We start from the raw sequence: 22,670 nt of genomic DNA, 5'->3' as shown, positions 1-22,670 counted from the left end.
CTACCGGCGAAAACCGAACCCCAGAGATCGAGCAACCAATTGAGCGCTTCGGTGATCATAGAAACCTCCAGTCACGGCAAAAACCACATATTTGCTCAACTGCGTCTTCATCGCCGGTCGATCGAACGGCGTTACTCGGGGCAGCGCACAATGGCATGGTGCCTGTCCGAACAGCCGGATCCACCGGCGATGCGGGGGCGACGCGGACCCTGTCCGCCGACGCCCCGGTCGACCTTGCCCATACCCTCGCGCCGTTGCGCCGCGGGCCCGGCGACCCCTGTCACCAGATCACCCCGGACGGGGCGCACTGGCACACCTCGCGAATGCCGACCGGGCCGGTCACCTACCGGCTGGTCCAGGACGATCAGCTGGCCGTCACCGCGGACGCCTGGGGTCCGGGCGCCGCGGAGTTCCTCGACGGGCTCGATCGCATGCTGTGCCTGGATCAGCGGGTCGACGATTTCGTACCGATCCACCCCACGGTGGCGGCCGCGCACCAGCGGTATCCCGGGCTGCGGATGCTGCGCACCGGCCGGGTACTCGAAGCGCTGATCCCGGCGATCCTGGAACAGAAGGTGACCATCGTCTCCGCCCATGCCGCATGGCGTCGCCTGGTGCACCTCTTCGGTAGTCCGCCACCCGGCCCGGCACCGGCGGGCATGCTGGTACCGCCGGACGCGGCGGCCTGGAGCCGGATTCCCTCATGGAGCTTCCACGGGGCCAATGTCGGGCCCCAGCGCAGCCGGACCATCGTGCGGGTGGCTCGTCTCGCCGAGTCGCTGGAGCGGATGACCGCGCTGCCGCCGGCCGAGGCCGCACGCCGGCTCCGCACGATCCCCGGCATCGGGGAATGGACCGCCGCGGAAACCGCGCAGCGCGCTTTCGGTGATGCCGACGCGCTGTCGGTGGGTGATTTCCATCTGGCGTCGATCGTCGGCTGGACCCTGCTCGGCCGCGATATGGACGACGCCGAGATGGTCGATTACCTCGAACCGGTACGTCCGCATCGCTATCGCACCATCCGTCTACTCGAGATCAGTGGGCAAGCTCGTAAGCCGCGGTTCGGCCCGCGCGCACCGGTGACCGATCACCGGTGGCACTGACCGGTAAGAGACTTCGCGGCCCGGGAGATCCGAGGTCCCTGTTTCGGAGAACCGTACGGATCCGGCCGGTGAGCGGCCGGTACGGCGGTGGAACCCGGTCGCTATTGGAGCGCGCGGTTGTCCAGGACACAGCGGCCCGATTCCACCAGGGTGGCTCGGGCGCGCCGGCGGACCCGGCACTCGTCGACGGTGCAGTCCAGATGCAACTGCATTGCCGAATGGGCTTGTTCGGGGGTCATCACGCCGGGATCGGCACCGCAGGCGAGCAGGGTGGGGATCGGGGCGTCCAGATTCAACCGCATCACACACGACCTCCTTCTGAACCCGCGGTCGACTCCTGTTGTCCGCGGTGGTTTTCCGGGTGTGCACATACGACCAACAGCTCACCATAGGCCGAGAAGGTGCGATAACGGGTGAGATTCGGCGATTTTACCGGTACCGATTCGCGGAATTTCCTGTAGACGGGTGTAAACCCGCCGCGGCCGGGGCTGCGCGTAGCATCGCGCTACATGCTTGTGGCGCGCAGCGCCGGGGCCCACGACTCGAAACACGGCGATTTCCGCGGCGGTGAAGGAGAACCTGGATGAGCATCGACAACGGTACGAATGTGGATCTGTCCGGCGCCCGCTGGGTGAGCGGCGCGACCGGGGAAGGCGCCGCTACGCCGGGCGCCCACAGCGTCGAGATCGCGATGCTGGCCGACGGTCACGTCGGAATGCGCGACGGCAAGAATCCCGACGGGCCGGTACTGGTCTTCACCCCGGGTGAGTGGGCGGCCTTCACCGCCGGCGTACGCGACGGCGAGTTCGACCGCCCGTAATTTCTGTTCACCCGGGTCGACCTGCCGCGGGCACGGCGTTTGGGTCCAACAGGTAACGGGTAGACAACAATATGTGGACCCAGGGATCAAGCATTCCCGTCCCCGGCTCCGCAAATTCGGGCTCGGCGACGGCGTCGCGCGGTTGATCGTCGGCCTGCTTTTTGCGGCATCGGCGGTGGGCGTTTTCGTACTCACCGGTTCGGTGTTCTCGGCTTTGTTCGTCGGGGTGCTGGTGGGGCTGGTCGCGACCGGTGTGGTCGCGATGCTGTGAGATGGTCGGGCGAAACGGTCAGCGCCGGAAGAGCTTGTTACCGAGCCAGACGATCGGATCATATTTCCGGTCGGCCACGCGTTCCTTCATCGGTATCAGCGCATTGTCGGTGATCTTGATATTTTCCGGGCATACCTCGGTACAGCACTTGGTGATGTTGCAGTAGCCGAGCCCGTGCTCATCCTGGGCGGCGTCCCGGCGGTCGGCCACATCCAGCGGATGCATCTCCAGCTCCGCGATCCGCATGAGATACCGCGGACCGGCGAAGGCCTCTTTGTTCTCGTCGTGATCGCGCACCACATGGCAGGTGTTCTGGCACAGGAAGCATTCGATGCATTTGCGGAACTCCTGCGAGCGCTGCACGTCCACCTGCTGCATCCGGTACTGCCCGGGCTCCAGATCCGGCGGCGGTGTGAACGACGGGATCTCGCGGGCCTTCTTGTAGTTGTAGGAGACATCGGTCACCAGGTCGCGAACCACCGGGAACGTGCGCAGCGGTGTCACAGTGACAACATCTTCCGGCGTGAAGGTGGACATCCGGGTCATGCAGAGCAGCCGCGGTTTTCCGTTCACCTCGGCCGAGCACGAACCGCATTTGCCCGCCTTGCAGTTCCAGCGGACGGCGAGGTCGGGCGCCTGGGTCGCCTGCAGGCGGTGGATGATGTCGAGAACCACTTCGCCCTCGTTCACCGCCACCGTGAAATCCTGTAGTTCTCCACCGTCGGTATCGCCGCGCCATACGCGGAACCGGGCGTCGTAACTCATTCGCTCACGCCTCCTTGCTGTCCGATTCGCGGCCTTCGGGCTCAGCACCTGCCGCGGCGCCGTCCACCGCGGCCGGATGGGCCGCGAGTTCGGCTGGGGTGTAGTACTTTTCCAACTCGCCGAAATCGAAGAGGGCGAGTAGTTCGTCCCGCATCGGCAGCTGATCCTGCACGGTCACCGAGATATCGGGAACATTCGCGACTCCGGCGCCGTCGATGCCGCAGACGAGGAGTTTGTTGCGCCACCGCGGGTCCATCCCCGGGTGGTCGTCGCGGGTGTGTCCGCCGCGGCTCTCGGTGCGCAACAGCGCGGCCTGCGCCACACACTGGCTGACCAGCAGCATGTTTCGCATATCGAGGGCGAGATGCCAGCCCGGGTTGAACTGCCGGTGCCCCTCGATGGTGACATGCGCGAACCGCTCACGCAGCGCCTCCAGATGGGAGATCGCCTCGCGGACCTCGGCTTCCTTGCGGATGATGCCCACCAGATCGTTCATGGTCTGCTGCAGATCGGTGTGCAGGGTATACGGGTTCTCCCCGGAGGCGCCGTCCGGCGGATCGAACGGGGCGAGCGCCGTCCGGGCCGCTGTCGCGATATCGGCGTCGGCCACCGCCGGCCGCTCGGCGAGTCCTTCGACGTACTCGGCCGCGCCCAGCCCCGCCCGCCGGCCGAAGACCAGCAGATCCGACAGGGAATTGCCGCCGAGCCGGTTGGATCCGTGCATACCGCCCGAGCATTCACCGGCGGCGAAGAGACCCGGTACGTGCGCCGCGCCGGTATCCGGATCGACTTCGATCCCGCCCATCACGTAATGACAGGTGGGCCCGACCTCCATCGGTTCCTTGGTGATGTCCACATCGGCCAGTTCCTTGAACTGGTGGTGCATCGACGGCAACCGGCGGATGATCTCCTCCGGAGTGAGCCGCGAGGCGATATCCAGGTAGACCCCGCCGTGTTCGGTACCCCGGCCGGCCTTGACCTCTTCGTTGATGGCGCGGGCCACTTCGTCGCGGGGTAGCAGATCAGGGGTGCGGCGCGCCGAATCGTTGTCGCGCAGCCACTGATCGGCCTCTTCCTCGCTCTCGGCGTACTGCCCTTTGAAGACCGGCGGAATGTAATCGAACATGAACCGTTTGCCGTCGGTGTTCTTCAATACGCCGCCGTCACCGCGGACGCCCTCGGTGACGAGAATGCCCTTCACACTCGGCGGCCACACCATGCCGGTGGGATGGAACTGCAGGAACTCCATATTGATCAGTCGGGCGCCGGCCCGCAGCGCCAGGGCGTGGCCGTCACCGGTGTACTCCCAGGAGTTCGAGGTCACCTTGTAGGATTTGCCGATTCCGCCGGTGGCCAGGATGACTGCGGGGGTCTCGAACAGGATGAAGCGGCCGGATTCGCGCCAGTAGCCGAAGGCGCCGCTGATCCGGTCACCGTCCTTGAGCAGATCCGTGATGGTGCATTCGGCGAAGACCTTGATCCGTGACTCGTAGTCGCCGGTCTGCGCGTAGTCCTCCTGCTGCAGCGAGACGATCTTCTGCTGCATGGTGCGGATCAGTTCGAGCCCTGTACGGTCGCCCACATGCGCCAGCCGCGGGTAGGTGTGCCCACCGAAATTGCGCTGGCTGATCCGGCCGTCGGCGGTCCGGTCGAACAGGGCGCCGTAGGTCTCCAGCTCCCAGACGCGGTCGGGGGCCTCCCGGGCGTGCAGTTCGGCCATCCGCCAGTTGTTCAGGAATTTGCCGCCGCGCATGGTGTCGCGGAAATGGGTCTCCCAGGTGTCCTTCTCGTTGGCGTTGCCCATCGCCGCCGCGCAGCCGCCCTCGGCCATCACGGTATGGGCCTTGCCGAACAGCGATTTGCACACCACCGCCACCGAGAGACCGTGTTCCCGGGCTTCGATCACCGCGCGTAGTCCGGCGCCGCCGGCACCGATCACCACGACGTCGTAGGTGTGCCGCTCCACTTCGGGCATAGCCGTGCAAACTCCTCAGTCGATGATGCGAAGATCGGAAATCGTGCCGCCGGCAACCAACATCACGTAGAAGTCGGTGAGCACGAGGGTGCCGAGCGTGGTCCAGGCGAGCTGCATATGCCTGGTGTTGAGCTTGGAGACCTGTGTCCAGAACCAGTACCGCACCGGATGTGCGGAGAAGTGTTTGAGCCGCCCGCCCGCGATATGCCGGCAGGAATGGCAGGACAGGGTGTAGGCCCACAGCAGGATCACATTGCCGGTGATGATCAGGCTGCCCAGGCCCAGCCCGAATCCGCCGGTTTTGCCGTGGTAGGCGATCACCGCGTCGTAGGTGTTGATCAGCGAGATGAGCACCGCGACATAGAAGAAGTAGCGGTGGGCGTTCTGGATGATCAGCGGCAGCCGGGTCTCCCCGGTGTACTTCGCGTGGGGTTCGGCCACCGCGCAGGCCGGCGGTGAGAACCACACCGACCGGTAGTAGGCCTTGCGGTAGTAGTAGCAGGTGAGCCGGAACCCGAGCAGGAACGGCAGCACCAGGAACCCGAGCGGTAGGAACATCGGCAGGTCGCCGAACGGGGTACCGAAGTGACTCGCCCCCTCGACGCACGAGGTGCTCAGACAGGGGGAGTAGAAGGGCGTCAGATAGTGGTAGTCGGGTACCCAATACGCCGTGCGCACAAAGGATCTGATGGTCGCATAGATGACGAACGCGGCCAGTCCGATCACCGTGATCAGCGGCGGTAGCCACCACCGATCCGTGCGTAGGGTCCGGGTGGTGATCCGGGCCCGGGTCCTGCTGAATACGCCTGTACCCGCTTCGGGAGCGGTTGTCGTCGTTGTGGCACTCACTGGTCGATGCCTCGCTGATCGGCGGTGCGGGTGGTCATGGGGTACCTCCGCGATCGAATGTGATGCTGAGCACCATACGCCCGGCCCGCTATCGAATGAGCAGGGTCGGTGCAATCTCGATGGGCTCGGGGGTGGGTGATTTGCGCCACATTTACTGACGATCTTGTTCGGGTGAACACGTCGCAAACGAGGACGGCCGGTCGCCTGTGCGGCGACCGGCCGTCCGAAGATCATCGGGTTACGGCCCGATGTCCGGTGTTCGGTTATCCGGCGGTGAACCCGGCCGATTACTGTGTGCGCGGCCGCGAGTGGAAGCCGAGGCCCTCGTCCTGGGCGCCCATCCACGCCGATTCGTCGGATTTGCTGTCCGGGACGTAGATGGGTTCTTGGCCGCGGCGGGCCGCCACCTGCGGTGGGGGGCTCTTCTCCAGTTCATCGGCATCGATGCAGAGCCGTTCCAGATCGTTCTCCAGCCGGCGCACGGGGCCGGCATCTCCATAATGGGTGCGCAGCACCCCGATGGAATGACGAAGCTGGTTTACGGCGTATCGGAGTTCCGCGATGTCGCTGCGTGTCATGGGTACCTCCTGAGTTGCCAACCGGTCGCGGTGTCTAACGCCGCCCGGACTGCGCCGGCCGTCCGGCGTGCTTGTGACCGACCACACAAGGTGATCTACAACACAGTACGGCAAAATCCCGATTCCGGCTCGTCCGATGATCAAGATCGGGTTTCGGTTGGGAGTCGATGTGTGCAACTCGGCCGGGCGCCGGGGTGGCGCTCTGCGGGCGTATATGGCTGTCTAGATGCTGGGTGAGAAATATGTATACAACGCTCGATCCTGGGTCGATGGTTGTATGCGCAGCTCTGATCGACACGCTGGAGGGCGGCATAGAAATCCGATCGGACGCGGTATCGGATTATCTATGTATTTCTAGAAAATCTTCTAGTGAGTCCGATAGATTGCTAGCGCAGCCCGTCAGGTGGTGACGCTGCGCAGGTAGCGCCCGAAATGCGGGACGGTGAACCCGATGGTGCCGCGCTCCGCGGAGTAGATGAGGCCCTTCTTGATCAGTCCGTCGCGGGCCGGCGACAACGAGGCGGGTTTGCGGCCCAGTTCGGCGGCCACCGCCGACGTGGCGACCGGGCCGTCGTCACCGGACAGGTCGGCCATCGCGCGCATGTACTCGCGTTCGGCCGGGGTGGCCCGTTCGTACCGGGAGCCGAAGAAACCGACCGCGAGCTCTTCCTCGGCGGCCGGCGCCGCCACCTCGACATCCTCGGCGGTGATCGGGCTGCCCGGCGCCTGGTCCCAGGTCGCCTTGCCGTAGGCCTGCACGAAATACGGATACCCGTCGGCTTTGCGGTAGAGCGCGGTGAGCGCCTCGTCGGAGAATTTCACGTCCTCGCGCTCGGCCGGCGCGATCAGCGCGCGATCGGCCGACTCCCGGTCCAGCCGGTCGATGCGGTGATAGCCGAACAGGCGTTCGGAATAGCTCTTGGACGCCGAGAGCACCGCCGGCAGATGCGGTAGACCCGCCCCCACCACGATCAACGGCGCGGTGTCCTGGCTGAGCTCGTGGCAGGCGCCGCAGATGGCCGAGATATCGGCCGGACCCAGATCCTGCATCTCGTCGATGAAGACGGCGATGCCCGCGCCGACGTCCTGGGCCAGTGCCGCGGCCTCCGTCAACAGTTCCACCAGGTCGATCTCGATATCGCCGGAGTCGGCGCGACCGGTCACGGCCGGTACATCGATACCCGGCTGCCATCGCTCGCGCATGCCCTTGTCCGCCGTCGCGCGTAGCGCGAACGCTTTGAGGATGCCCAGGAAATCGTCGATCCGTTCCTGGTTGTGGTGCGTTTTGGCGATGGCCCGCGCGGCCGTGTGCAGCGCCGAGGACAGCGGCCGGCGAAGTTCCTGGTCCGGCCGGGCCTCTATCTTGCCGGTGCCCCAGCCGCGGGAGACCGCGGCCGAGCGCAACTGGTTGAGCAGTACCGTCTTCCCCACACCGCGCAGCCCGGTGAGCATCACGCTGCGCTCCGGACGACCCCGGGCGATCCGTTCGAGGACGATATCGAACGCGTCGAGCTGTTTGCCGCGTCCGGCGAGTTCCGGTGGACGCTGACCAGCGCCGGGCGCATACGGGTTCCGCACGGGGTCCATACCCTCAGACCGTAGCGAACCGATCGGAAAATATGTCCCTATCTATGCCGAGTTCTAGAAAGGCATGGCGGGTGTCCGGCGTCCCCCGGCCGCCGCGCCGTGGCGCCGGGCGCGGACGGGGCGGACACGCCCGGACGAGACCTCCGCGTGACCTGCCGGTGAACCGAAAAACGCTGGCGCGCCGGTGCTTTACACATGTACTCCCTGTTGGCGCGAAAAGGACACGCGTTCGGCTGGACAACACCTGGGCGGCATCGTAACCTTCTTGTGACTTAGTGGAGTCGAGTCGTTTCGTAAGTGAGGCGGCGCCATTTGGTCACCGCCGCCGCCGGCCGCCGCGAATCGAGTAGGACGCGCGACCGGAGCGACGGGAGAGCACGAGGATCGGAGACGTAGCTCGGTGGGTAAGCACAGCTTGCAGCGAGAATCCAAACTGCCTAATTCTGTCAAGGGCGCGCTGGTCATGGGCACGCTGGCCGCGACTACGGGCACGATGCCCGCGATCGCCTCGGCCGCGACGACCACGATCGACGTTCCCGGTATCGGCAAGTTCGACGTCGAGGTGCCGGATCAGTTCGCCGATCAGGCGAACCAGCTCAACCAGCAGCTGAACCAGGCCCTCGAGCAGGCTCCGCACGCCATGCCCGCCGCTCCCGCGCTGCCCAACTTCGCGCCGCCCGCCCCGCTCCAGCAGCAGACCCTCGGCGATATCGCCCTCGACGCCGCCAAGACCAAGGTCGGCGCCATGTACTCCTGGGGTGCGGCCGGCCCGGCCAACTTCGACTGCTCCGGCCTGGTCCAGTGGGCCTACAAGCAGGCCGGGATCAAACTGCCGCGTACCAGCTTCGAACAGTCGCACGTCGGTGCGCCGATCGCGTTCGACAACCTCGAGCCCGGCGATATCGTCATCACCAACGGTGGCGGTCACGTCGGCATGTACGCCGGTGACGGCCTGCTGCTGAACGCGGTGCAGTCCGGCGAGCCGGTCTCCTACACCCACCTTTCCGCCGACGATGTGGTCACCGCGCGTCGTATCGTATAGCGGGTGAACCGAGCCGCTACCGAGCAGAACGACGGCAATACCCAGGCCCGGGTCGACTCCTGGGTTTGGGCTGTGCGTTTGTTCAAAACTCGGTCGGCTGCCGCGGCCGCCTGTCGAGGCGGACATGTGCGTGTGAACGGTGCGACAGCCAAACCCGCACAACCGGTACGGCCGGGCGACGAGGTCCGAATCCGGAACAACGGTGTCGAGCGGATCGTCGTCGTGGAGCGGGTGGTCACAAAACGGGTAGGTGCTCCGATCGCCGCCCAATGCCTGATCGACCGCAGTCCACCGCCTCCGCCCAAGGAAGTTCTCGCTACCCTGCCGCAACGAGACCGCGGGACCGGGCGCCCGACGAAACGGGAACGTCGCGAAACCGACCGGCTGCTCGGCCGGACCGATCAATGAGCCCGCTTCCCGGGGCCGTCGTCCATCTGCTCGGTAGATCCGATCTCTACCGTCCGGCGTGGCCCATGTGCTCGGGCCGCGCCGGAGTTTTCAGTGCTCGCGGGTACCGGCGGCCGGCGCCGGGGAGTCGGCGGTATCCCTATAGGCTCCGGGGGCTTCGATCGTCGTCCCGGCCGGTCGCGATGCTCCGACGACCGGGGTGGAGAACACGGCGATGAATGTGACCGGGTCGGCCGCGGTGAGTTCGATGAGATGGGCTGCCGATGCCGAGATCCGGGCGAATCGGCGCGCCAGCCGACCCGCGTCTAGTGCGGGATCCTGATCCGAAAGCGGGTTCTCGCCCACCGCGTGCGGTGCGGTGGTCACCGAACCCGTTGCGATATCACCGGATACGGCGGCATCGACGACGGTGTCCTCGAAAACCTGTGCCGCATGGATCACTCCGCGAATGGTGCACCCGGTCTCCCGGATATCGCGCAGCGCATTGTCCAGGTCGTGGCGGTCGGCGGTATCGCAGCGCACCACCACAATTCGCTCTTCGAATCCCTCCAGCAGCGGCGGAACCGGCCGTGGTGAACGTGTCGGTACCACCACGTCCCGAGCCCCCGCGGCGAGCAGGCGGCGCACCATCACCGAACCGAGGGCGCCCAGACCACCACTGACGACATAGGTTCCGGCCCGATCGATCACCATCGGCGGATCGAGGGCGACTCTCCCGGCCATGAAGCGGATAGCCCTATTGGCATCGACCACCCGCGTCCATGCGATGATATCTGTGGGTGGGGGGTCATCGGCGAGCCGTATCGATGCCAGCGTTCCGGCACCCGTGACCTCCGCCCGCAAATCCTCTCCGTTCGATCGCCGGTCGGATTCGACCGCGGCCGTGGGTGCGGCTGATCGCGGTGATCGGTCCGATCTCGTAGCCGTATCGCGGTCGCCGAAAGATATTGCCGGGAAACCTTTTCCGATTCCGAGCGGCCCCGCCCGTCGCGCGGACGGTGCGATCGGCGAGGTGCCCTCTCCTGGAGCCGGTTGCCCCTCGATACCGTCGCGGTCGTTCACCGGCCCGGCCGCTGTCGCCGCCGCGCCCAGCGCTCGTGCCGCGTGGAACTGGGCGAGACAGGTGAGGAAGGCGGTGCCCTCGTCCGTGCTGTCCGCGGCGCCGTAGGTGGTGTGCGCGAACCGCGGTATGGCCCGGACTGCCGCCGCGAGCAGGGGTTCGGGCCCGACCTCCAGGATCATTGCCATCCCGTCGCCGGCTGCCCGCCGCAGCGCCGCGTCGAGTTCCACTCGGCCGGTGAGGTTTTCGGCCCAGTATCGGGCGGGCATATCGGCCGCGTCGACGACCGTGCCCGCGTACGTGCTGGAATAGAGCGGTAAGCGCGGGACCGCCGGGCGGATCGGGCCGAGGTCGTCGAGGAACCGCGGTATCGCCGCGGTCATGGCCGGGGTGTGTGCGGGATGATCCCAAGGGGTTCCGGCGGTGGCGATACCGCGGCGTTCGGCGCGGCGCACCACCACGTCCACATAGCGAGAAGCGCCGGTGACCAGTACCGACCGCGGCCCGTTGACCGCGGCGACGGAGACCTTCCCCTCCAGTGGTTGCACCAGGCGGATCACCTCGGACTCCGAAGTCAGCAGTTCGGCCGTCGCGCTCGGACCCGCCAGCCGGCCCGTCGCGCGACCGCGCGCCACCACTACTTTCGCGGCGTCGGCCAGCGGCAGCGCCCCGGCGGTCACCGCCGCGGCGATCTCGCCGGGGCCGTGACCGACCGCGCCATCCGGTCGCACACCCCACGCGGTCAGCAGTTCGGCGAGTGCGACCTGGTACACGAACAGGGCTGGTTGAACGAACTCCGGACGCTGCGCCGGCTCAGCGGTATTCGGGGCGGCATCGGCACCGCCGGGCGGGCGGAAGCCGTAGCGGGGAGTCCAGACCCGGGGACCGCCGGCGGCGGTGACCGCGTCACCGGCCGCGGTGACCGTTTCCGCGAAGACCGGATAGCGACCGGCCAGCATGCGGCCCATCCGCTCGTGCTCCCCGCCTTCGCCCGGGAACAGGAAGAGCACTCCCTGAGGAGAACCGATCATCGTAGTGACACTGTGGAAAGCCGGACTGCCTGGCGGCCGTGGCGAGCGGATGGCCTCACGACTCGATTATGCCGGAGAAATCCGGGTATTCGGTTTTCCGAATGTGTTGGCGCCGTGCGCCTTCCGATATCGACGGTCTGGACCGATCGGCCGGAGGGTATCCGGGTGGCGGCTGTGATCACCGCGCTCGGCGGGCCCCGGCCTGATCGCGCCCGCCACCGGACGCGATTGATCACGGTATGCAGAGCGCCGACGGAAACCGGCAGGTAATCCATGGTTGGTTGTCGTGGCGCGCGGATATGCGGTGTAGGGACACGGTCATGGTCACCGTCGACGGGTCGGCAGACGCGCGGTCGCTGCTCGGGACCATCCGGGCTCCGGCGGATATCGAGGACCCACCCGGGCTGTCTCTACTGGTTCCCGGGCCTGGCCGGTACCGTTGCCGGGTGGCCGATTCCGTGGACGGACGAACCCCCACTCTCCCGACGCTGCTGCGCTGCTGTGCGGCGTTGGCCGCCACCCCGGCGCGGCTGCTGCGCCCGCGGCGGGCCGATACCGATTTCCTGGCGCGGCTGGAGTCCGCCCCGTTGCCGGCGGCCCGGGCGAGTGTGGAGTTGACCGTGCTCGTGCAGGGGCGGATGTCGGCGCCGACGACAATCGTCGCGGAGGGCGTGCGCAGTCTCGGGCATCTACCCATGGCGATGGGCGCCTATATCGTCGAGCATCCGTCGGCGCGGTTCATCGTCGACCCGGCACTGTGCGCTCATGTGCACCGGCGGGTGCTGCCGGGGCTGCCCTTCCCGATTCCGTCGCTGGTGGCGCCGGACGAACCGGTCCTCGGGCTGGCGGACGCGCTGGCCGCACGCGATCTCGACCCCGCCGCCGTCGACTTCGTGCTGCCCACCCACCTGCACTGGGACCATATTTCCGGGGTGCTCGAACTGCCGGAGTCGGTGCCGGTGCGGTTGCCGTCCGCGGAACTGGGCTGGGCGCTGCGGGGTCCGCACGCGCCGACCGGGGTGGTGCGGGCGCCACTGGAGGGCCGGCCGCTGGAACCGCTGGAGCTCGACGGCCCGCCGGTGCTCACCTTCGCGCGCAGCCGGGATCTGTTCGGGGACGGTTCGGTACTACTCGTGGACCTGGCCGGGCACACCCTGGGCAGTATCGGCGTACTACTGGCCACGAATGACGGGCGCCGGGTGCTGCTCGCCGGTGACTCGGTGTGGAACCGGCTGCAGATCGAACTGATCCGGGAGAAGGCGCCCATGCCCGGGCAATTGTTCGACGCCGACCGCGATATCGCCTTCGAGACCATCCATCGGCTGCACGCGCTACCCGACGGTATCGAGGTGGTCGCCGCGCACGACTACGACGCGGTGGCCGCGCTCGCGGCGCGCTGAACCCCCCGGCCCGGATCGGGCCGGAGAGTGCGGGAAGCCAACCTTTCCCGGATGGCTTCCCGCGTTTCCTGCGTCGGATCGAATCGCCATTGGTCCGACGAGGCGCAAGGGTTCCGGTGCGGTGGAACCGGCCCGATCAGGCCGAAGCGACGAAACCGGCCAGCCGCGCGCTGATCAGTTCCTCGGCCTCACCGACCATGCGGCCGATGAGTTCGGCGCAGGTCGGGATGTCTTCGATCAGACCCTGGCACAGGCCGACCGACCAGATGCCGGCGTCGAGGTCGCCCTCCTCGAAGACCCGCCGGCCACGGGCGCCGGACACCAGCTCGCGGACATCCTCGAACTTGCCGCCGGCCTTCTCGATCTCGACCACCTTGCGGCTCACCTCGTTGTCGGCGACCCGGGCGGTGTTGTGCATGGTGCGGAAGATCAGCTTGGTATCGCGCTCGGAGTTGGCGACGATCTGCTCCTTGACCTTCCGGTCGATGGAGGACTCCTCGGTGCACAGGAACCGGGTTCCCATGTTCACGCCGTCGGCGCCCAGCGCCAGCGCCGCGACCAGGCCGCGGGCGTCGGCGATACCGCCGGAGGCGATGATCGGGATGGTCAGCGCGCGCGCCGCGGCGGGGATCAGCACCAGACCCGGTACATCGTCTTCGCCGGGATGCCCGGCACATTCGAAGCCGTCGATGCTGACCGCGTCCACACCGATCTTCTGGGCCTTGAGGGCGTGCCGGACGCTGGTGCACTTGTGCACCACCTTGATCCCGGCCTCGCGGTAAATGGGCAGGAAGGGTTCGGGATTGCTGCCGGCGGTCTCCACGATCTTGATCCCGCTCTCCACGATCGCCCGCGCGTACTCCTCGTACGGCGGCGGGTTGATCGAGGGCAGGATGGTCAGGTTCACGCCGAACGGCTTGTCGGTGAGTTCGCGCGTGCGCTCGATCTCGCGCCGCAGGTCATCGGGCGTGGGCTGGGTCAGTGCGGTGATGAAACCGAGCCCACCGGCGCCTGCCACGGCTGCGACGAGTTCGGCCCGGCCGACCCACATCATCCCGCCCTGCACGATCGGATGTTCGATACCGAAGGTCTCGGTGAACCTGGTCCGCAGCATCGGTGCTCTCCTCTACTTTCGCGGATAGTCCGCGTCTGCTGCATGGTGCCACGGGTGTCAGCGCCCGATCAACCCTGGAAGTGAGTCGTGATTCGCATATGTAATGGGATCTCGGGTAGCTGGATGACGTGCAGAGCACCGGGTATCACCCCAAATACGCGCTTCAACGAGCGCGGACTTTTTCCCCGTCGAGTTCCTCGGAATTAACCGCTATTCGTACCCGATTTCCTTGCCGGTGCCGATGTGAATTGTTATTCTGCCGACATGTTCACACTGCGTGTGGCGCTGGACACTCCGGCGGGGCATGCGGTACCGAGAGGAGTACGTGGGATGTCCACCGGTGCGCAGGCCCTCGCCGAGCCGATCAGATCGCGTCGCAACCACTGGAACAACCAGCTCGCCACGCATGCGGTGATGCGGCCCGACGAGGTGGCGCTGCGCTTCCGCGGCGCCGACACCACGTGGCGGCAACTGCACGAACGGTCGCAGAAATTCGCCGACGCCCTCGCGCGCCGCGGCGTCGGCTTCGGCGACCGGGTGCTCATCCTGGCCCTCAACTACCCCGAATACCTGGAGGCCGTGTTCGGGATCAACGCCCTGGGCGCGATCGCGGTCCCGGTGAACTTCCGGCTCACCCCGCCCGAGGTCGCCTATATCGTCGGCGACAGCGGCGCCAAGGCCGTGGTCACCGATACCGTGCTGCAGCCGCTGGCCACCGCGGTGCAGGGGCAGGCATCGGGCCTCGAGCACTGCTTCGTCATCGGCGGCAGCAGTGGTGACGGGGTCGTCGGCTTCGAGGACGCGATCGCCGAGACGGGGGATGCGCACATCCCGCTCGATATCGCCGAGGACACGCCGTGCCTCATCATGTACACCTCGGGCACCACCGGCAGCCCCAAGGGCGCCGTCCTCTCCTACGGCAATATGAACTCCCAGGCGCTCACCTGTATCCGCGCGCTGCAGCTGGAGCAGGAGTCGATCGGCTTCTGCACCTCCCCGCTGTTCCATATCGCCGGTCTCGGCAGCCTGGCGCCGGCCTTCCTGCTCGGCGCCAAGACGGTGCTGCATCCGCTGGGTGCCTTCAGCGCGACCGAATTCCTCGACGCCGTGGAGGCCGAACAGGCCACCTCCGCGTTCTGTGTGCCCGCCCAATGGCAGTTGATCTGTGACGAGCCGACCGTCAAGCAGCGCAAACTCGCGCTGCGGGCGCTGAGCTGGGGTGCCGCCCCCGCCTCGGACACCGTACTGAAAGCGATGGCCGACGCGTTCCCCGATGCCTTCAATGTCGCGGTGTTCGGGCAGACCGAGATGTCGCCGATCACCTGTGTGCTCGAAGGCAAGGACGCCATCCGCAAACTCGGTTCGGTCGGCAAGGTCATCCCCACCATCCAGGCCCGCATCGTCGACGACGAGATGAACGATGTGGCGCCCGGCGAGGTCGGTGAGATCGTCTACCGCGGCCCCACCATGATGTCGGGCTATTGGAACAAGCCGGAGGCGACCGCGGATGCGTTCGCCGGCGGATGGTTCCACTCCGGTGACCTGGTCCGCCAGGACGACGAGGGCTTCATCTACGTCGTGGATCGCAAGAAGGACATGATCATCTCCGGCGGTGAGAACATCTACTGCGCCGAGGTGGAGAATGCCCTGTTCGCGCATCCGAAGATCCGCGAGGCCGCGGTGATCGGCAAAGCGCACGAGAAGTGGGGCGAGGTGCCGGTCGCGGTGGTCGCGCTCAACGATCCGGCCGACAATCTCACCCTCGCGGAACTGGAATCGTTCCTCAACGAGCACCTGGCCCGCTACAAGCATCCGAAAGAGCTGGTGCTCGTGGCGGAACTGCCGCGCAATGCCAGCGGCAAGGTCGTGAAAGTCGAACTGCGCAAGTTCGATTCGTAGACAAGGTTTCACGTGAAGCATGCGCCGGGTCGGTTCCGCCGATCCGGCGCGCACCTGCGCGGCGAGCTCCGGCGCGCCCGGTGGCCAGGACTTTTCCCGGGCAGTGGTGCGCCTCGGACGCGCATGGTCGATCATCTACGCCATGTCGGATCAACATGCTGCAGTCCTCGCCCTGCACTGGCAGGTGAACGTTATTCGGCCGGAAGGGTTCTTCGGCCCGATGCTGGCAGAACCGGTGGCCGCCAGCGGAGTGGTACAGCGGGCGGCGGACTTCCACAAACAGGCGGCGGAGCTGGGACTGCCGATCATCTGCACCCGGTTCACCGTCCCGGAAGGGGAAGGGCGGCTGGTGCGCAATACCGGATTCATGCAGTCGGTCGGGGCGGCCCAGCACGAATTCCGTCCGGACGCACCGGGAAGCCAACTGATCGACGAGATCGCCGGGCAGGCCGACCGGATCGTCGACAACCAGAAACTGTCGGGGCTGGCCGGTAACGACCTGCCGCGCTGGCTGGCCGAGAACGATATCGACACCCTGTTCCTGACCGGTGTCGCCACCAACCTCACCGTCGAGCAGACCGCACGCCACGGCACGGACCTCGGTTTCACCGTCTACACGGTCGCCGACTGCGTGGCCGCCGCCGACCACCAAGTGCACACGGCCTCCCTGGCGAATATCGCGCTCGTCAGCGCCGGCCTCCGCACCACCGCGGACGCCTTCGACGAACTCGAGTGACCTTCCGTGGCCGGCGCCCGACCGGTTCCGGGGCGACCGGCCGTGTGCCGTCTATCGATCGGCGACCATCGAGACCGACAGTGCTGTGGGCCTCCCTCCGAAGCCGGTCGGGGCGCACGTCTGCGCAGACCCTTCCGTGATCGGGGCACGCCCGGTTCTCGAGCGCGTGCGGCCGGCGGCTCGGAGACCGGCGACGGTTGCACGTTGACAGTGCAGTGAGCCTGACCAGATCGGCCGAGGTGCACGTCTGCGCACACTTTCCGTCTGCTCGGGAGGGCCTGAATTCGTGGTCGGGGCCCGCCCCCCATTCGGGAGCGACTGAGCGCGTCCGGGCCCCGACCCGCGGCGCCGGAGGCGCCGCAAATATACACAGCTCAGATCATGTTCTTCTCGGCCATCCAGCGCATCACCTGCCAGCCGCAGAACACCGGGATCCAGCAGGTGAGTACCCGGTAGAGCAGCACCGACGGTACCGCCACCGCGGCGGGGAGACCGAAGGCGGCCAGACCGCCGATCAGCGCGGCCTCGACCGCGCCGACACCGCCCGGTGTCGGCGCGGCCGAGGCCAGGGTGCCGCCGATCATCGTCACGATGGTGACGGTGACGAAGGTCGTGCCGCCGCCGAACGCCTGGACACTGGCGAACAGTGCGAGCGCCTGCCCGAGGGTCAGCGCCGCGCAGCCGAGCACGATGATCACGCAGCGCTTCGGGTCGCGGGCCAGCAGCGCCAGCTCGCCGACCACCTCCTGTACCTGCGGGAGCACCGAATTGTTCAACCAGCGCCGCAGTTTCGGCACGAACATGAAGGTGCCGACGATCCCCACCCCGACCCCGGCGATCAGGTAGAGGATCGTCGGCGAGGGGACGAAATGCGACAGGTCCGCCGAGGTCCCGGCGGCCACACTGAACAGCACCAGCAACCCGATATGCGTGCAGACCTGCACGGCCTGCTGCAATGCCACCGCGGCCGTGGCCCGCACCGCACCGACCCCGCCCTTCTGCAGGAAGCGCACGCTCAGGGCCAGTCCGCCCACGCGCGCCGGGGTGGTGGTGGCGGCGAAGGTGTTGGCGATCTGCATGAGGACCAGCGGCCAGTACTTCACCACGTTGGACGCACACGCCCATAGTGCCGCGGCCGTGCCGAGGTAGGTCAGCGACGACAGTGCCAGGCCGGCCAGGGCCCACCACCAGTGGGCCTCTTTGAGCTGGGTGAAGAAGGTCGGTACCGCGCTGATGAACGGATAGGCCACGTAGACCAGGCCGATCAGCAGGACCAGCTGGATGAGGCTTTTGCGGTTGAACCGGGTGATCTGCTCGGCCTCGATCCGGTCCTCGCCGGTCTGGGTGCGGACCTCTTCGCGGGCAGCCGACACCACCGACTTCCAGTTCGGGATGGATTTACGGATCCCGCCCGGCATGGCGAATTTGGTGAGCCGGCGCGACGCCGTGAGTACGGTCTGCTCGCCGAGCACGCCGATCGCCGACCGCACCGCCGCCTCGGCGCCGAAAACCGCCGTCATCGAAACCAGCAGCTGGGCGATATCGGATTGCAGCTGCGCGTCGGATGCGCACAGTTCCGCCGCGGTGAAACCGCCGAACAGCGCACCCTCGGGCCCTATCCGGATCTCGGCGGGCCGCAGCTCACCGTGTGCGATCCCGCGTTCGCGCAGCACCGTCAGTGCCCGCCACACCGCATCGAGGGCCGCGGGATCGGCGGGATCCTGTTCGATCGAGCGCCCGGCCGGCAGTGTATGCGCGTACAGCATCCAGCCGCGCGGCAATCCGGCCACCGTGACCGGCCGGTGCGCGGCCAGGTCGAGTTCGGCCAGCGCGATCGCCATCAGCGCGCGGTGCTCGACCGCGCGATGCAGGGAACCGTGCAGCGGCGCGGTCTCGCTGGAGCGGAAGGTCAGCCAGCGCCACAACTGGCGCAGCGCGCTCAGCGAACGCTGATTCTTGCCGTACAGTTCGACCACCAGCGCCCGCTCGCGCTCCTCCACGGTCGCCGAGAGCAGCAACGCGCCGGGACCGGCCGGCCGGACGACGGTGAACCGGGTGACGGTGTAGTCGCGGCGGGCCAGCTGGCGCACCGCCGCTTCCAGCGGCACCTCCAGCGCCGGGGTCCCCACCAGCAGCACGATCACCGCCCCGACCAGCCAGCCCACCACCAGGCCGAACATGGCGCGGGCCGGAACCACCGTGCTGACCACCAGGTGGATCGGCGCGAAGGCCAGCAGCAGCACCCACAACCAGCGTCGCGGCCGCACCGGCAGCCATGGGCTGGAGACGGTGAGCACCGCGGCCAGCATGGCGATCCAGCGGGGGTCGTCCAGGAACTGCTGCAGGAAGGTCTTGTCGTCCAGGTTCTCCGGGACCTGTAGATGCCACTGCGGGGCCGACAACCCACTCGGTGTGATGGACAGCAGCAGTACCGCGGTGAGCCCGGCGGTGGCGTAACCGGCGAGCAGTTTCCACTGCCGGCCGAACGCCAGTTCCACCAGGATCGCGAACGGCAGAATGAAGATGGCGATCCCGTACAGCAGATAGACCAGGTTCGACTGGTCGGGGTTGAGGAACCCCACGATATTGGAGACCGAACGCTCCAGCGCCAGCCATTCGGGCCGGGTGATCAGGGAGCCGGCGATGACGACGGCCACGCCGACGGCCGCGAAGACGACACGGAGAATATCGCTGGTCCGCCGCGTGAGCGGCTGGAGGAGACTGCCCGTGACCGGGATCTCCCGCCCATCGACTCGCATGTCGTATCGGTACTTTCGGATCGAGGTGACGCTGACGGGCCGGTCACGCCCACCAGCAGGTGAGTATGCAGGAGCCCGAGCCGGACGATACACACCAACACGCTGTCAGAATCCAGGGGTGAGTGGTGATCAACGCATCTGTTTCATAGGAGATTCTTTTGTCGCCGGGGTGGGCGACCCGCAGGCTCTGGGCTGGACCGGTCGCCTGACCGCGCACGCCCGCGCCGCCGGAGCGGCGTGGACGACGTACAACCTCGGAGTGCGTGGGCACACCTCCGCCGATATCGTCGCGCGATGGTCCGCGGAATGCCTGGTGCGCCTGCCGGCGGGGTCGGACGGACGGGTGGTGTTCTCCTTCGGGGTGAACGACACCGTGGTCGCCGCGGGCCGGCCCCTGGTCGAGACGCGGAGCTCGGTGACGAATCTGTCCGTGCTGCTCACCACCGCGCAGGCGCAGGAGTGGCCGGTGCTGGTGGTGGGTCCGCCGCCGGTCGACGAGACCGGGCACAATCGGCGGATCGAGGAGCTGGACCGGCGCTTCGAGCAGATGTGTGCCGAGTTCGGGGCGCCGTATGCGGCGTCGTTCCGGCTTTTGGCCGAGGATCCGGTCTGGCGGGAGCAGGTGCGGGCCGGGGACGGGGCGCATCCCGCCGCGGAGGGATATGCCGCGTTCGCCGAGCGGCTGCTGCCTCCGTGGCGCCGATGGCTGGGTTACTGAGGGCTCTCAGGGATAAATAGGTTAGAATTTCCGCAAATTAGGGTTCCTCACCCGGAGAATGTCCCAGACGGTGAGTTGTCCGCATTCGGCCGCCGGGTGTCAGTTCGCCGATACGCCCGGTGCCGGAGTGTTCCGCATGACCGCGAAGACCTCCCCGAGTTCGGGCACCGACCGCTCCAGTTCGTCACCGAAATCGCATTCGCATTCCAGCTGGCCCAAGGTGCCGACCATGGTGAGCGCGGCCCGCGCGAACGGAGTGCAGTCCGGCGGCAGGGTGAGCTCACGCATCACATTCGTCAACCGCAGCGCGGTGGTACGCAGCACCTGCTTGCGCAACCACGGTGTGGTGATACGGAACCGCGGGTGCCGCACCGGTTCCGCGCAGGCCGCCAGGGCCGCGTCGAGCGCCACCGCGTCGAAAGCCCGGCCGGGCAGCGCGAACCCGTGCGCCCGCACCGCCGTCTCCACCGCCGCCGGGCCGCCGTTGAAGATCGCGTCGCACATCTCGACCACCAGCCGGGTGAAACCCGGATGCGGCCACGGCGCGCACGCACCGTAATCCACCACCCCCAGCCGCCCGTCGGCCAGCAGCCGCAGGTTGCCCGGATGCGGGTCGCAGTACAGCAGTCCGTGCTGCTCCCATCCGGTCAGCACGAATCGCATCATCAGCTCGCCGACCCGGTCCCGCTGCGCCCGGCTCCCGGACTCGATGAGCCGGATGGCCGGAATCCCGTCGAGCCATTCCGAGACCAGTACATCGCCGCGCTGATCCAGCACCTCGGGCACCCGGAATTCGGCACTGTCGGCATACACCCGCGCGAACGCCCGCTGATTGTCGGCCTCGGCCGCGTAATCCAATTCCGCCCGCACACTCTCGCAGAGCGCCTCGGTCACCGATTTCACATCGGCGCCCGGCAGGAACACCGACGCCAGTGTCGAGATCCGCCGCAACTGCACCAGATCCGACTCCACCGCCGCCCGGGCACCGGGATACATGACCTTCACCGCGACCGCGCGTCCGTCGTGCCAGACCCCGCGATGCACCTGGCCGATCGACGCGGCGGCCGCCCGCCGATCGTCGAACTCGCGGAACAGCTCCCGCCAGTCCGGCCCCAGATGCTCGGCCAGCACGGCGTGCACGGTGGCGGGCAGCATCACCGGCGCCGAATCCTGTAACCGGGCCAGCGCGACCTGGTACGGGGCAGCTATATCGCTGGGCAGTGCCAGCTGGTAGATCGCCAGCAGCTGGCCGAGTTTGGCCGCGCAGCCCTTCAGTTCACCCAGCACCGCGAACATGTGCTCGGCGGTCCGGGACTGGATATCCCGGTTCACCTCCTGCGCCGGACGGCCGAGCGCCCGGCGGCCCGCGCCCGCCGCCTGCCGGCCCGCGAACGCCACCGGTAGTGCTACGAGCTTGGCGCTGCGCAGCGCCCGGCGCACCGGCGGCGCGCCAGGATCACGTCGACTGCTCATACCTCATCCCCAGAAGCGATTCGCCAGTTCTCCTGTGCAGTCTGGCATATTTGCGCATAGACTGTCTGGGACGTATCAGCTGCCGAGAAAGGTGCCTCCATGGGATCCCGCACGGTGGTCGCCGGCGTCGCAGACGAACTGGCACGTCGGGTCGCCGCCGGGGAATATCAGCCGGGCGAGCTGATGCCCTCGGTCCGGCAGGTCGCCGAGGAATTCGAGATGAATCGGGCCACCGCCCAGCTCACCCTCGGCCGGCTGGAGTCCTATGGATTCGTCGAGGCACGGCGCGGTAAGGGTTTCACCATCCGTGAGGTCCGCGCGGCCGGCGGCCTGGACGTCTACCGGCACCTGTTCCGGTTCTCCATCCCGATGCCCGAGGTCGCGATCGAGATGTTCCGCGATATCGTCGAGGTCGAGCGCGGCATCGTGATGGACGCACTGCTCTCCTACACCGGTCTCGCCCACGGCGTCGCCGCCGCGGCCGGGGTCGACCTCGCCGAACTGAAAGCCGAGATCGACACCCTGGAAACGCTGGCGCGGCTGGACGTTCCCGACTATCGGCGCATTCTCGCCATCGAGATCGGAGTGGTCCGCAAACTGCTCGTAGCCCTCGAATCGAGTATGCAGCGCGCCATTCTGAACTCCATCGGCGAAATGGTGCTCGAAGTTCCCGAGGCCGTCGACGCCTACTTCGCCGGTGCCGCCGATCTGCACGTCCTGGTGTGGCGGGCACTGATCGCGGTCTGGGAATCGGAATCCGGACCCACCCCGGCCCAGCTGGCACTGTTCGAGGACCTGTTCGGGATGTACCACAACAAGGTCATAACCCGCTTCGAAGAACTACTCGGCGCCGAGAACGAAGCCGAAGAAGTCCACGCGGCCACCGCCTGAACGAGGTTGCGCGACCGCCAGAGGGCCGAACCCGGCAGTGCCTCATGGTGGCGCAAGTCCACATGCCGATCCGCCGTTCGATGCCGACGCAACCCCATGCGTCGAGTTTTACGAGACACCTCAAAGGGTTGAGGCCCGTCTCGCCGTTTCGGCCTCGAAGCGCATGCGGCGAAGCCGCGAGTCTCGAGGCC

Annotated in this window: 20 protein-coding genes; 10 read left to right on the top strand and 10 right to left on the bottom strand. The window is 67.3% G+C overall.

The annotated features are described in order from the left end of the window. Nucleotides 1–155 precede the first annotated feature (155 nt). On the top strand, nucleotides 156–1,103 hold the full coding sequence (locus ACLML9_RS14275) for a DNA-3-methyladenine glycosylase family protein (RefSeq protein ID WP_411945976.1): 948 nt from the start codon (nucleotides 156–158) through the stop codon (nucleotides 1,101–1,103). A 101-nt stretch (nucleotides 1,104–1,204) separates the two neighbouring features. Here ACLML9_RS14275 and ACLML9_RS14270 read toward each other — a convergent pair whose 3' ends face one another. Then, a complete protein-coding gene (locus ACLML9_RS14270; RefSeq protein ID WP_030524511.1) occupies nucleotides 1,205–1,405 on the bottom strand; it encodes a hypothetical protein in 201 nt (66 codons plus the stop codon). Between the two features lie 281 nt (nucleotides 1,406–1,686). Between ACLML9_RS14270 and ACLML9_RS14265 the strand changes: the two genes are divergently transcribed. Both ACLML9_RS14265 and ACLML9_RS14260 read left to right on the top strand, forming a co-directional pair. Further along, on the top strand, nucleotides 1,687–1,923 hold the full coding sequence (locus ACLML9_RS14265) for a DUF397 domain-containing protein (RefSeq protein ID WP_030524512.1): 237 nt from the start codon (nucleotides 1,687–1,689) through the stop codon (nucleotides 1,921–1,923). A 73-nt stretch (nucleotides 1,924–1,996) separates the two neighbouring features. Next, on the top strand, nucleotides 1,997–2,194 hold the full coding sequence (locus ACLML9_RS14260) for a hypothetical protein (RefSeq protein WP_411945975.1): 198 nt from the start codon (nucleotides 1,997–1,999) through the stop codon (nucleotides 2,192–2,194). A gap of 18 nt (nucleotides 2,195–2,212) precedes the next feature. On the opposite strand, the gene ACLML9_RS14255 is transcribed toward ACLML9_RS14260, so the two are convergent. From ACLML9_RS14255 to ACLML9_RS14235, 5 genes are all read right to left on the bottom strand, one after another. Further along, nucleotides 2,213–2,959 (bottom strand): succinate dehydrogenase/fumarate reductase iron-sulfur subunit, encoded by a 747-nt coding sequence (locus ACLML9_RS14255; RefSeq protein ID WP_411945974.1) that lies wholly within the window; start codon nucleotides 2,957–2,959, stop codon nucleotides 2,213–2,215. A gap of 4 nt (nucleotides 2,960–2,963) precedes the next feature. After that, nucleotides 2,964–4,934 (bottom strand): fumarate reductase/succinate dehydrogenase flavoprotein subunit, encoded by a 1,971-nt coding sequence (locus ACLML9_RS14250; protein ID WP_411945973.1) that lies wholly within the window; start codon nucleotides 4,932–4,934, stop codon nucleotides 2,964–2,966. Between the two features lie 15 nt (nucleotides 4,935–4,949). Continuing rightward, entirely contained in the window at nucleotides 4,950–5,783 is an 834-nt protein-coding gene (locus tag ACLML9_RS14245) for a hypothetical protein (protein WP_411945972.1), read from the bottom strand. Nucleotides 5,784–6,070: 287 nt separating this feature from the next. Further along, complete coding sequence (locus ACLML9_RS14240) at nucleotides 6,071–6,361, bottom strand: hypothetical protein (RefSeq protein ID WP_030524517.1); 291 nt, start codon at nucleotides 6,359–6,361, stop codon at nucleotides 6,071–6,073. A 399-nt stretch (nucleotides 6,362–6,760) separates the two neighbouring features. Beyond that, nucleotides 6,761–7,948, bottom strand: coding sequence for an AAA family ATPase (locus ACLML9_RS14235; protein WP_411945971.1), 1,188 nt, complete (start codon nucleotides 7,946–7,948; stop codon nucleotides 6,761–6,763). Nucleotides 7,949–8,348: 400 nt separating this feature from the next. Here ACLML9_RS14235 and ACLML9_RS14230 point away from each other — a divergent pair, with 400 nt between their 5' ends. Both ACLML9_RS14230 and ACLML9_RS14225 read left to right on the top strand, forming a co-directional pair. Continuing rightward, nucleotides 8,349–8,990: a C40 family peptidase gene (locus tag ACLML9_RS14230; protein ID WP_411945970.1), complete on the top strand. Its 642-nt coding sequence runs from the start codon at nucleotides 8,349–8,351 to the stop codon at nucleotides 8,988–8,990. Between the two features lie 3 nt (nucleotides 8,991–8,993). Next, nucleotides 8,994–9,398 carry an RNA-binding S4 domain-containing protein gene (locus ACLML9_RS14225; protein WP_411945969.1) on the top strand — a complete coding sequence of 135 codons (405 nt, stop codon included), beginning with the start codon at nucleotides 8,994–8,996 and terminating at the stop codon, nucleotides 9,396–9,398. A 90-nt stretch (nucleotides 9,399–9,488) separates the two neighbouring features. Here the strand turns inward: ACLML9_RS14225 and ACLML9_RS14220 are convergent, their stop codons facing one another. Continuing rightward, nucleotides 9,489–11,489 (bottom strand): acyltransferase domain-containing protein, encoded by a 2,001-nt coding sequence (locus ACLML9_RS14220; protein WP_411945968.1) that lies wholly within the window; start codon nucleotides 11,487–11,489, stop codon nucleotides 9,489–9,491. A gap of 446 nt (nucleotides 11,490–11,935) precedes the next feature. Between ACLML9_RS14220 and ACLML9_RS14215 the strand changes: the two genes are divergently transcribed. Further along, nucleotides 11,936–12,889: an MBL fold metallo-hydrolase gene (locus tag ACLML9_RS14215; RefSeq protein ID WP_411945967.1), complete on the top strand. Its 954-nt coding sequence runs from the start codon at nucleotides 11,936–11,938 to the stop codon at nucleotides 12,887–12,889. A gap of 136 nt (nucleotides 12,890–13,025) precedes the next feature. Here the strand turns inward: ACLML9_RS14215 and ACLML9_RS14210 are convergent, their stop codons facing one another. Beyond that, complete coding sequence (locus ACLML9_RS14210; protein ID WP_411945966.1) at nucleotides 13,026–14,003, bottom strand: NAD(P)H-dependent flavin oxidoreductase; 978 nt, start codon at nucleotides 14,001–14,003, stop codon at nucleotides 13,026–13,028. 330 nt (nucleotides 14,004–14,333) lie between these two features. Here ACLML9_RS14210 and fadD5 point away from each other — a divergent pair, with 330 nt between their 5' ends. Both fadD5 and ACLML9_RS14200 read left to right on the top strand, forming a co-directional pair. Beyond that, nucleotides 14,334–15,902, top strand: coding sequence for a fatty-acid--CoA ligase FadD5 (fadD5, locus tag ACLML9_RS14205; RefSeq protein WP_411945981.1), 1,569 nt, complete (start codon nucleotides 14,334–14,336; stop codon nucleotides 15,900–15,902). Between the two features lie 19 nt (nucleotides 15,903–15,921). Further along, nucleotides 15,922–16,638 carry a cysteine hydrolase gene (locus ACLML9_RS14200; protein WP_411945965.1) on the top strand — a complete coding sequence of 239 codons (717 nt, stop codon included), beginning with the start codon at nucleotides 15,922–15,924 and terminating at the stop codon, nucleotides 16,636–16,638. Between the two features lie 374 nt (nucleotides 16,639–17,012). Here the strand turns inward: ACLML9_RS14200 and ACLML9_RS14195 are convergent, their stop codons facing one another. Next, complete coding sequence (locus ACLML9_RS14195) at nucleotides 17,013–19,397, bottom strand: lysylphosphatidylglycerol synthase transmembrane domain-containing protein (protein ID WP_411945964.1); 2,385 nt, start codon at nucleotides 19,395–19,397, stop codon at nucleotides 17,013–17,015. A 118-nt stretch (nucleotides 19,398–19,515) separates the two neighbouring features. Between ACLML9_RS14195 and ACLML9_RS14190 the strand changes: the two genes are divergently transcribed. Further along, nucleotides 19,516–20,115 carry a GDSL-type esterase/lipase family protein gene (locus ACLML9_RS14190; protein ID WP_411945963.1) on the top strand — a complete coding sequence of 200 codons (600 nt, stop codon included), beginning with the start codon at nucleotides 19,516–19,518 and terminating at the stop codon, nucleotides 20,113–20,115. 99 nt (nucleotides 20,116–20,214) lie between these two features. Here ACLML9_RS14190 and ACLML9_RS14185 read toward each other — a convergent pair whose 3' ends face one another. Further along, nucleotides 20,215–21,588 carry an ABC1 kinase family protein gene (locus ACLML9_RS14185; RefSeq protein ID WP_411945962.1) on the bottom strand — a complete coding sequence of 458 codons (1,374 nt, stop codon included), beginning with the start codon at nucleotides 21,586–21,588 and terminating at the stop codon, nucleotides 20,215–20,217. Between the two features lie 99 nt (nucleotides 21,589–21,687). On the opposite strand from ACLML9_RS14185, the gene ACLML9_RS14180 reads away from it, so the two are divergent. Further along, the gene (locus tag ACLML9_RS14180; RefSeq protein ID WP_411945961.1) at nucleotides 21,688–22,479 is read left to right on the top strand and encodes a winged helix-turn-helix domain-containing protein; all 792 of its coding nucleotides are present in this window, start codon (nucleotides 21,688–21,690) and stop codon (nucleotides 22,477–22,479) included. Nucleotides 22,480–22,670: the final 191 nt, after the last annotated feature.

Origin of the sequence: Nocardia sp. NPDC002869 (assembly GCF_046764065.1) — a bacterium.
Taxonomy (GTDB): Bacteria; Actinomycetota; Actinomycetes; order Mycobacteriales; family Mycobacteriaceae; genus Nocardia; species Nocardia rhamnosiphila.
This window is presented reverse-complemented; position numbering and strand designations above follow the sequence as displayed.

Bases quoted from the DNA above. Each gene is read 5' to 3' on its own strand.
- ACLML9_RS14250 (WP_411945973.1), bottom strand. From the start codon at position 4,934: ATGCCCGAAGTGGAGCGGCACACCTACGACGTCGTGGTGATCGGTGCC.
- ACLML9_RS14270 (WP_030524511.1), bottom strand. From the start codon at position 1,405: ATGCGGTTGAATCTGGACGCCCCGATCCCCACCCTGCTCGCCTGCGGT.
- ACLML9_RS14265 (WP_030524512.1), top strand. From the start codon at position 1,687: ATGAGCATCGACAACGGTACGAATGTGGATCTGTCCGGCGCCCGCTGG.
- ACLML9_RS14275 (WP_411945976.1), top strand. From the start codon at position 156: ATGGTGCCTGTCCGAACAGCCGGATCCACCGGCGATGCGGGGGCGACG.
- ACLML9_RS14255 (WP_411945974.1), bottom strand. From the start codon at position 2,959: ATGAGTTACGACGCCCGGTTCCGCGTATGGCGCGGCGATACCGACGGT.
- ACLML9_RS14240 (WP_030524517.1), bottom strand. From the start codon at position 6,361: ATGACACGCAGCGACATCGCGGAACTCCGATACGCCGTAAACCAGCTT.
- ACLML9_RS14200 (WP_411945965.1), top strand. From the start codon at position 15,922: ATGCGCCGGGTCGGTTCCGCCGATCCGGCGCGCACCTGCGCGGCGAGC.
- ACLML9_RS14210 (WP_411945966.1), bottom strand. From the start codon at position 14,003: ATGCTGCGGACCAGGTTCACCGAGACCTTCGGTATCGAACATCCGATC.
- ACLML9_RS14235 (WP_411945971.1), bottom strand. From the start codon at position 7,948: ATGGACCCCGTGCGGAACCCGTATGCGCCCGGCGCTGGTCAGCGTCCA.
- ACLML9_RS14180 (WP_411945961.1), top strand. From the start codon at position 21,688: ATGGGATCCCGCACGGTGGTCGCCGGCGTCGCAGACGAACTGGCACGT.
- ACLML9_RS14220 (WP_411945968.1), bottom strand. From the start codon at position 11,489: ATGATCGGTTCTCCTCAGGGAGTGCTCTTCCTGTTCCCGGGCGAAGGC.
- ACLML9_RS14185 (WP_411945962.1), bottom strand. From the start codon at position 21,588: ATGAGCAGTCGACGTGATCCTGGCGCGCCGCCGGTGCGCCGGGCGCTG.
- fadD5 (WP_411945981.1), top strand. From the start codon at position 14,334: ATGTCCACCGGTGCGCAGGCCCTCGCCGAGCCGATCAGATCGCGTCGC.
- ACLML9_RS14195 (WP_411945964.1), bottom strand. From the start codon at position 19,397: ATGCGAGTCGATGGGCGGGAGATCCCGGTCACGGGCAGTCTCCTCCAG.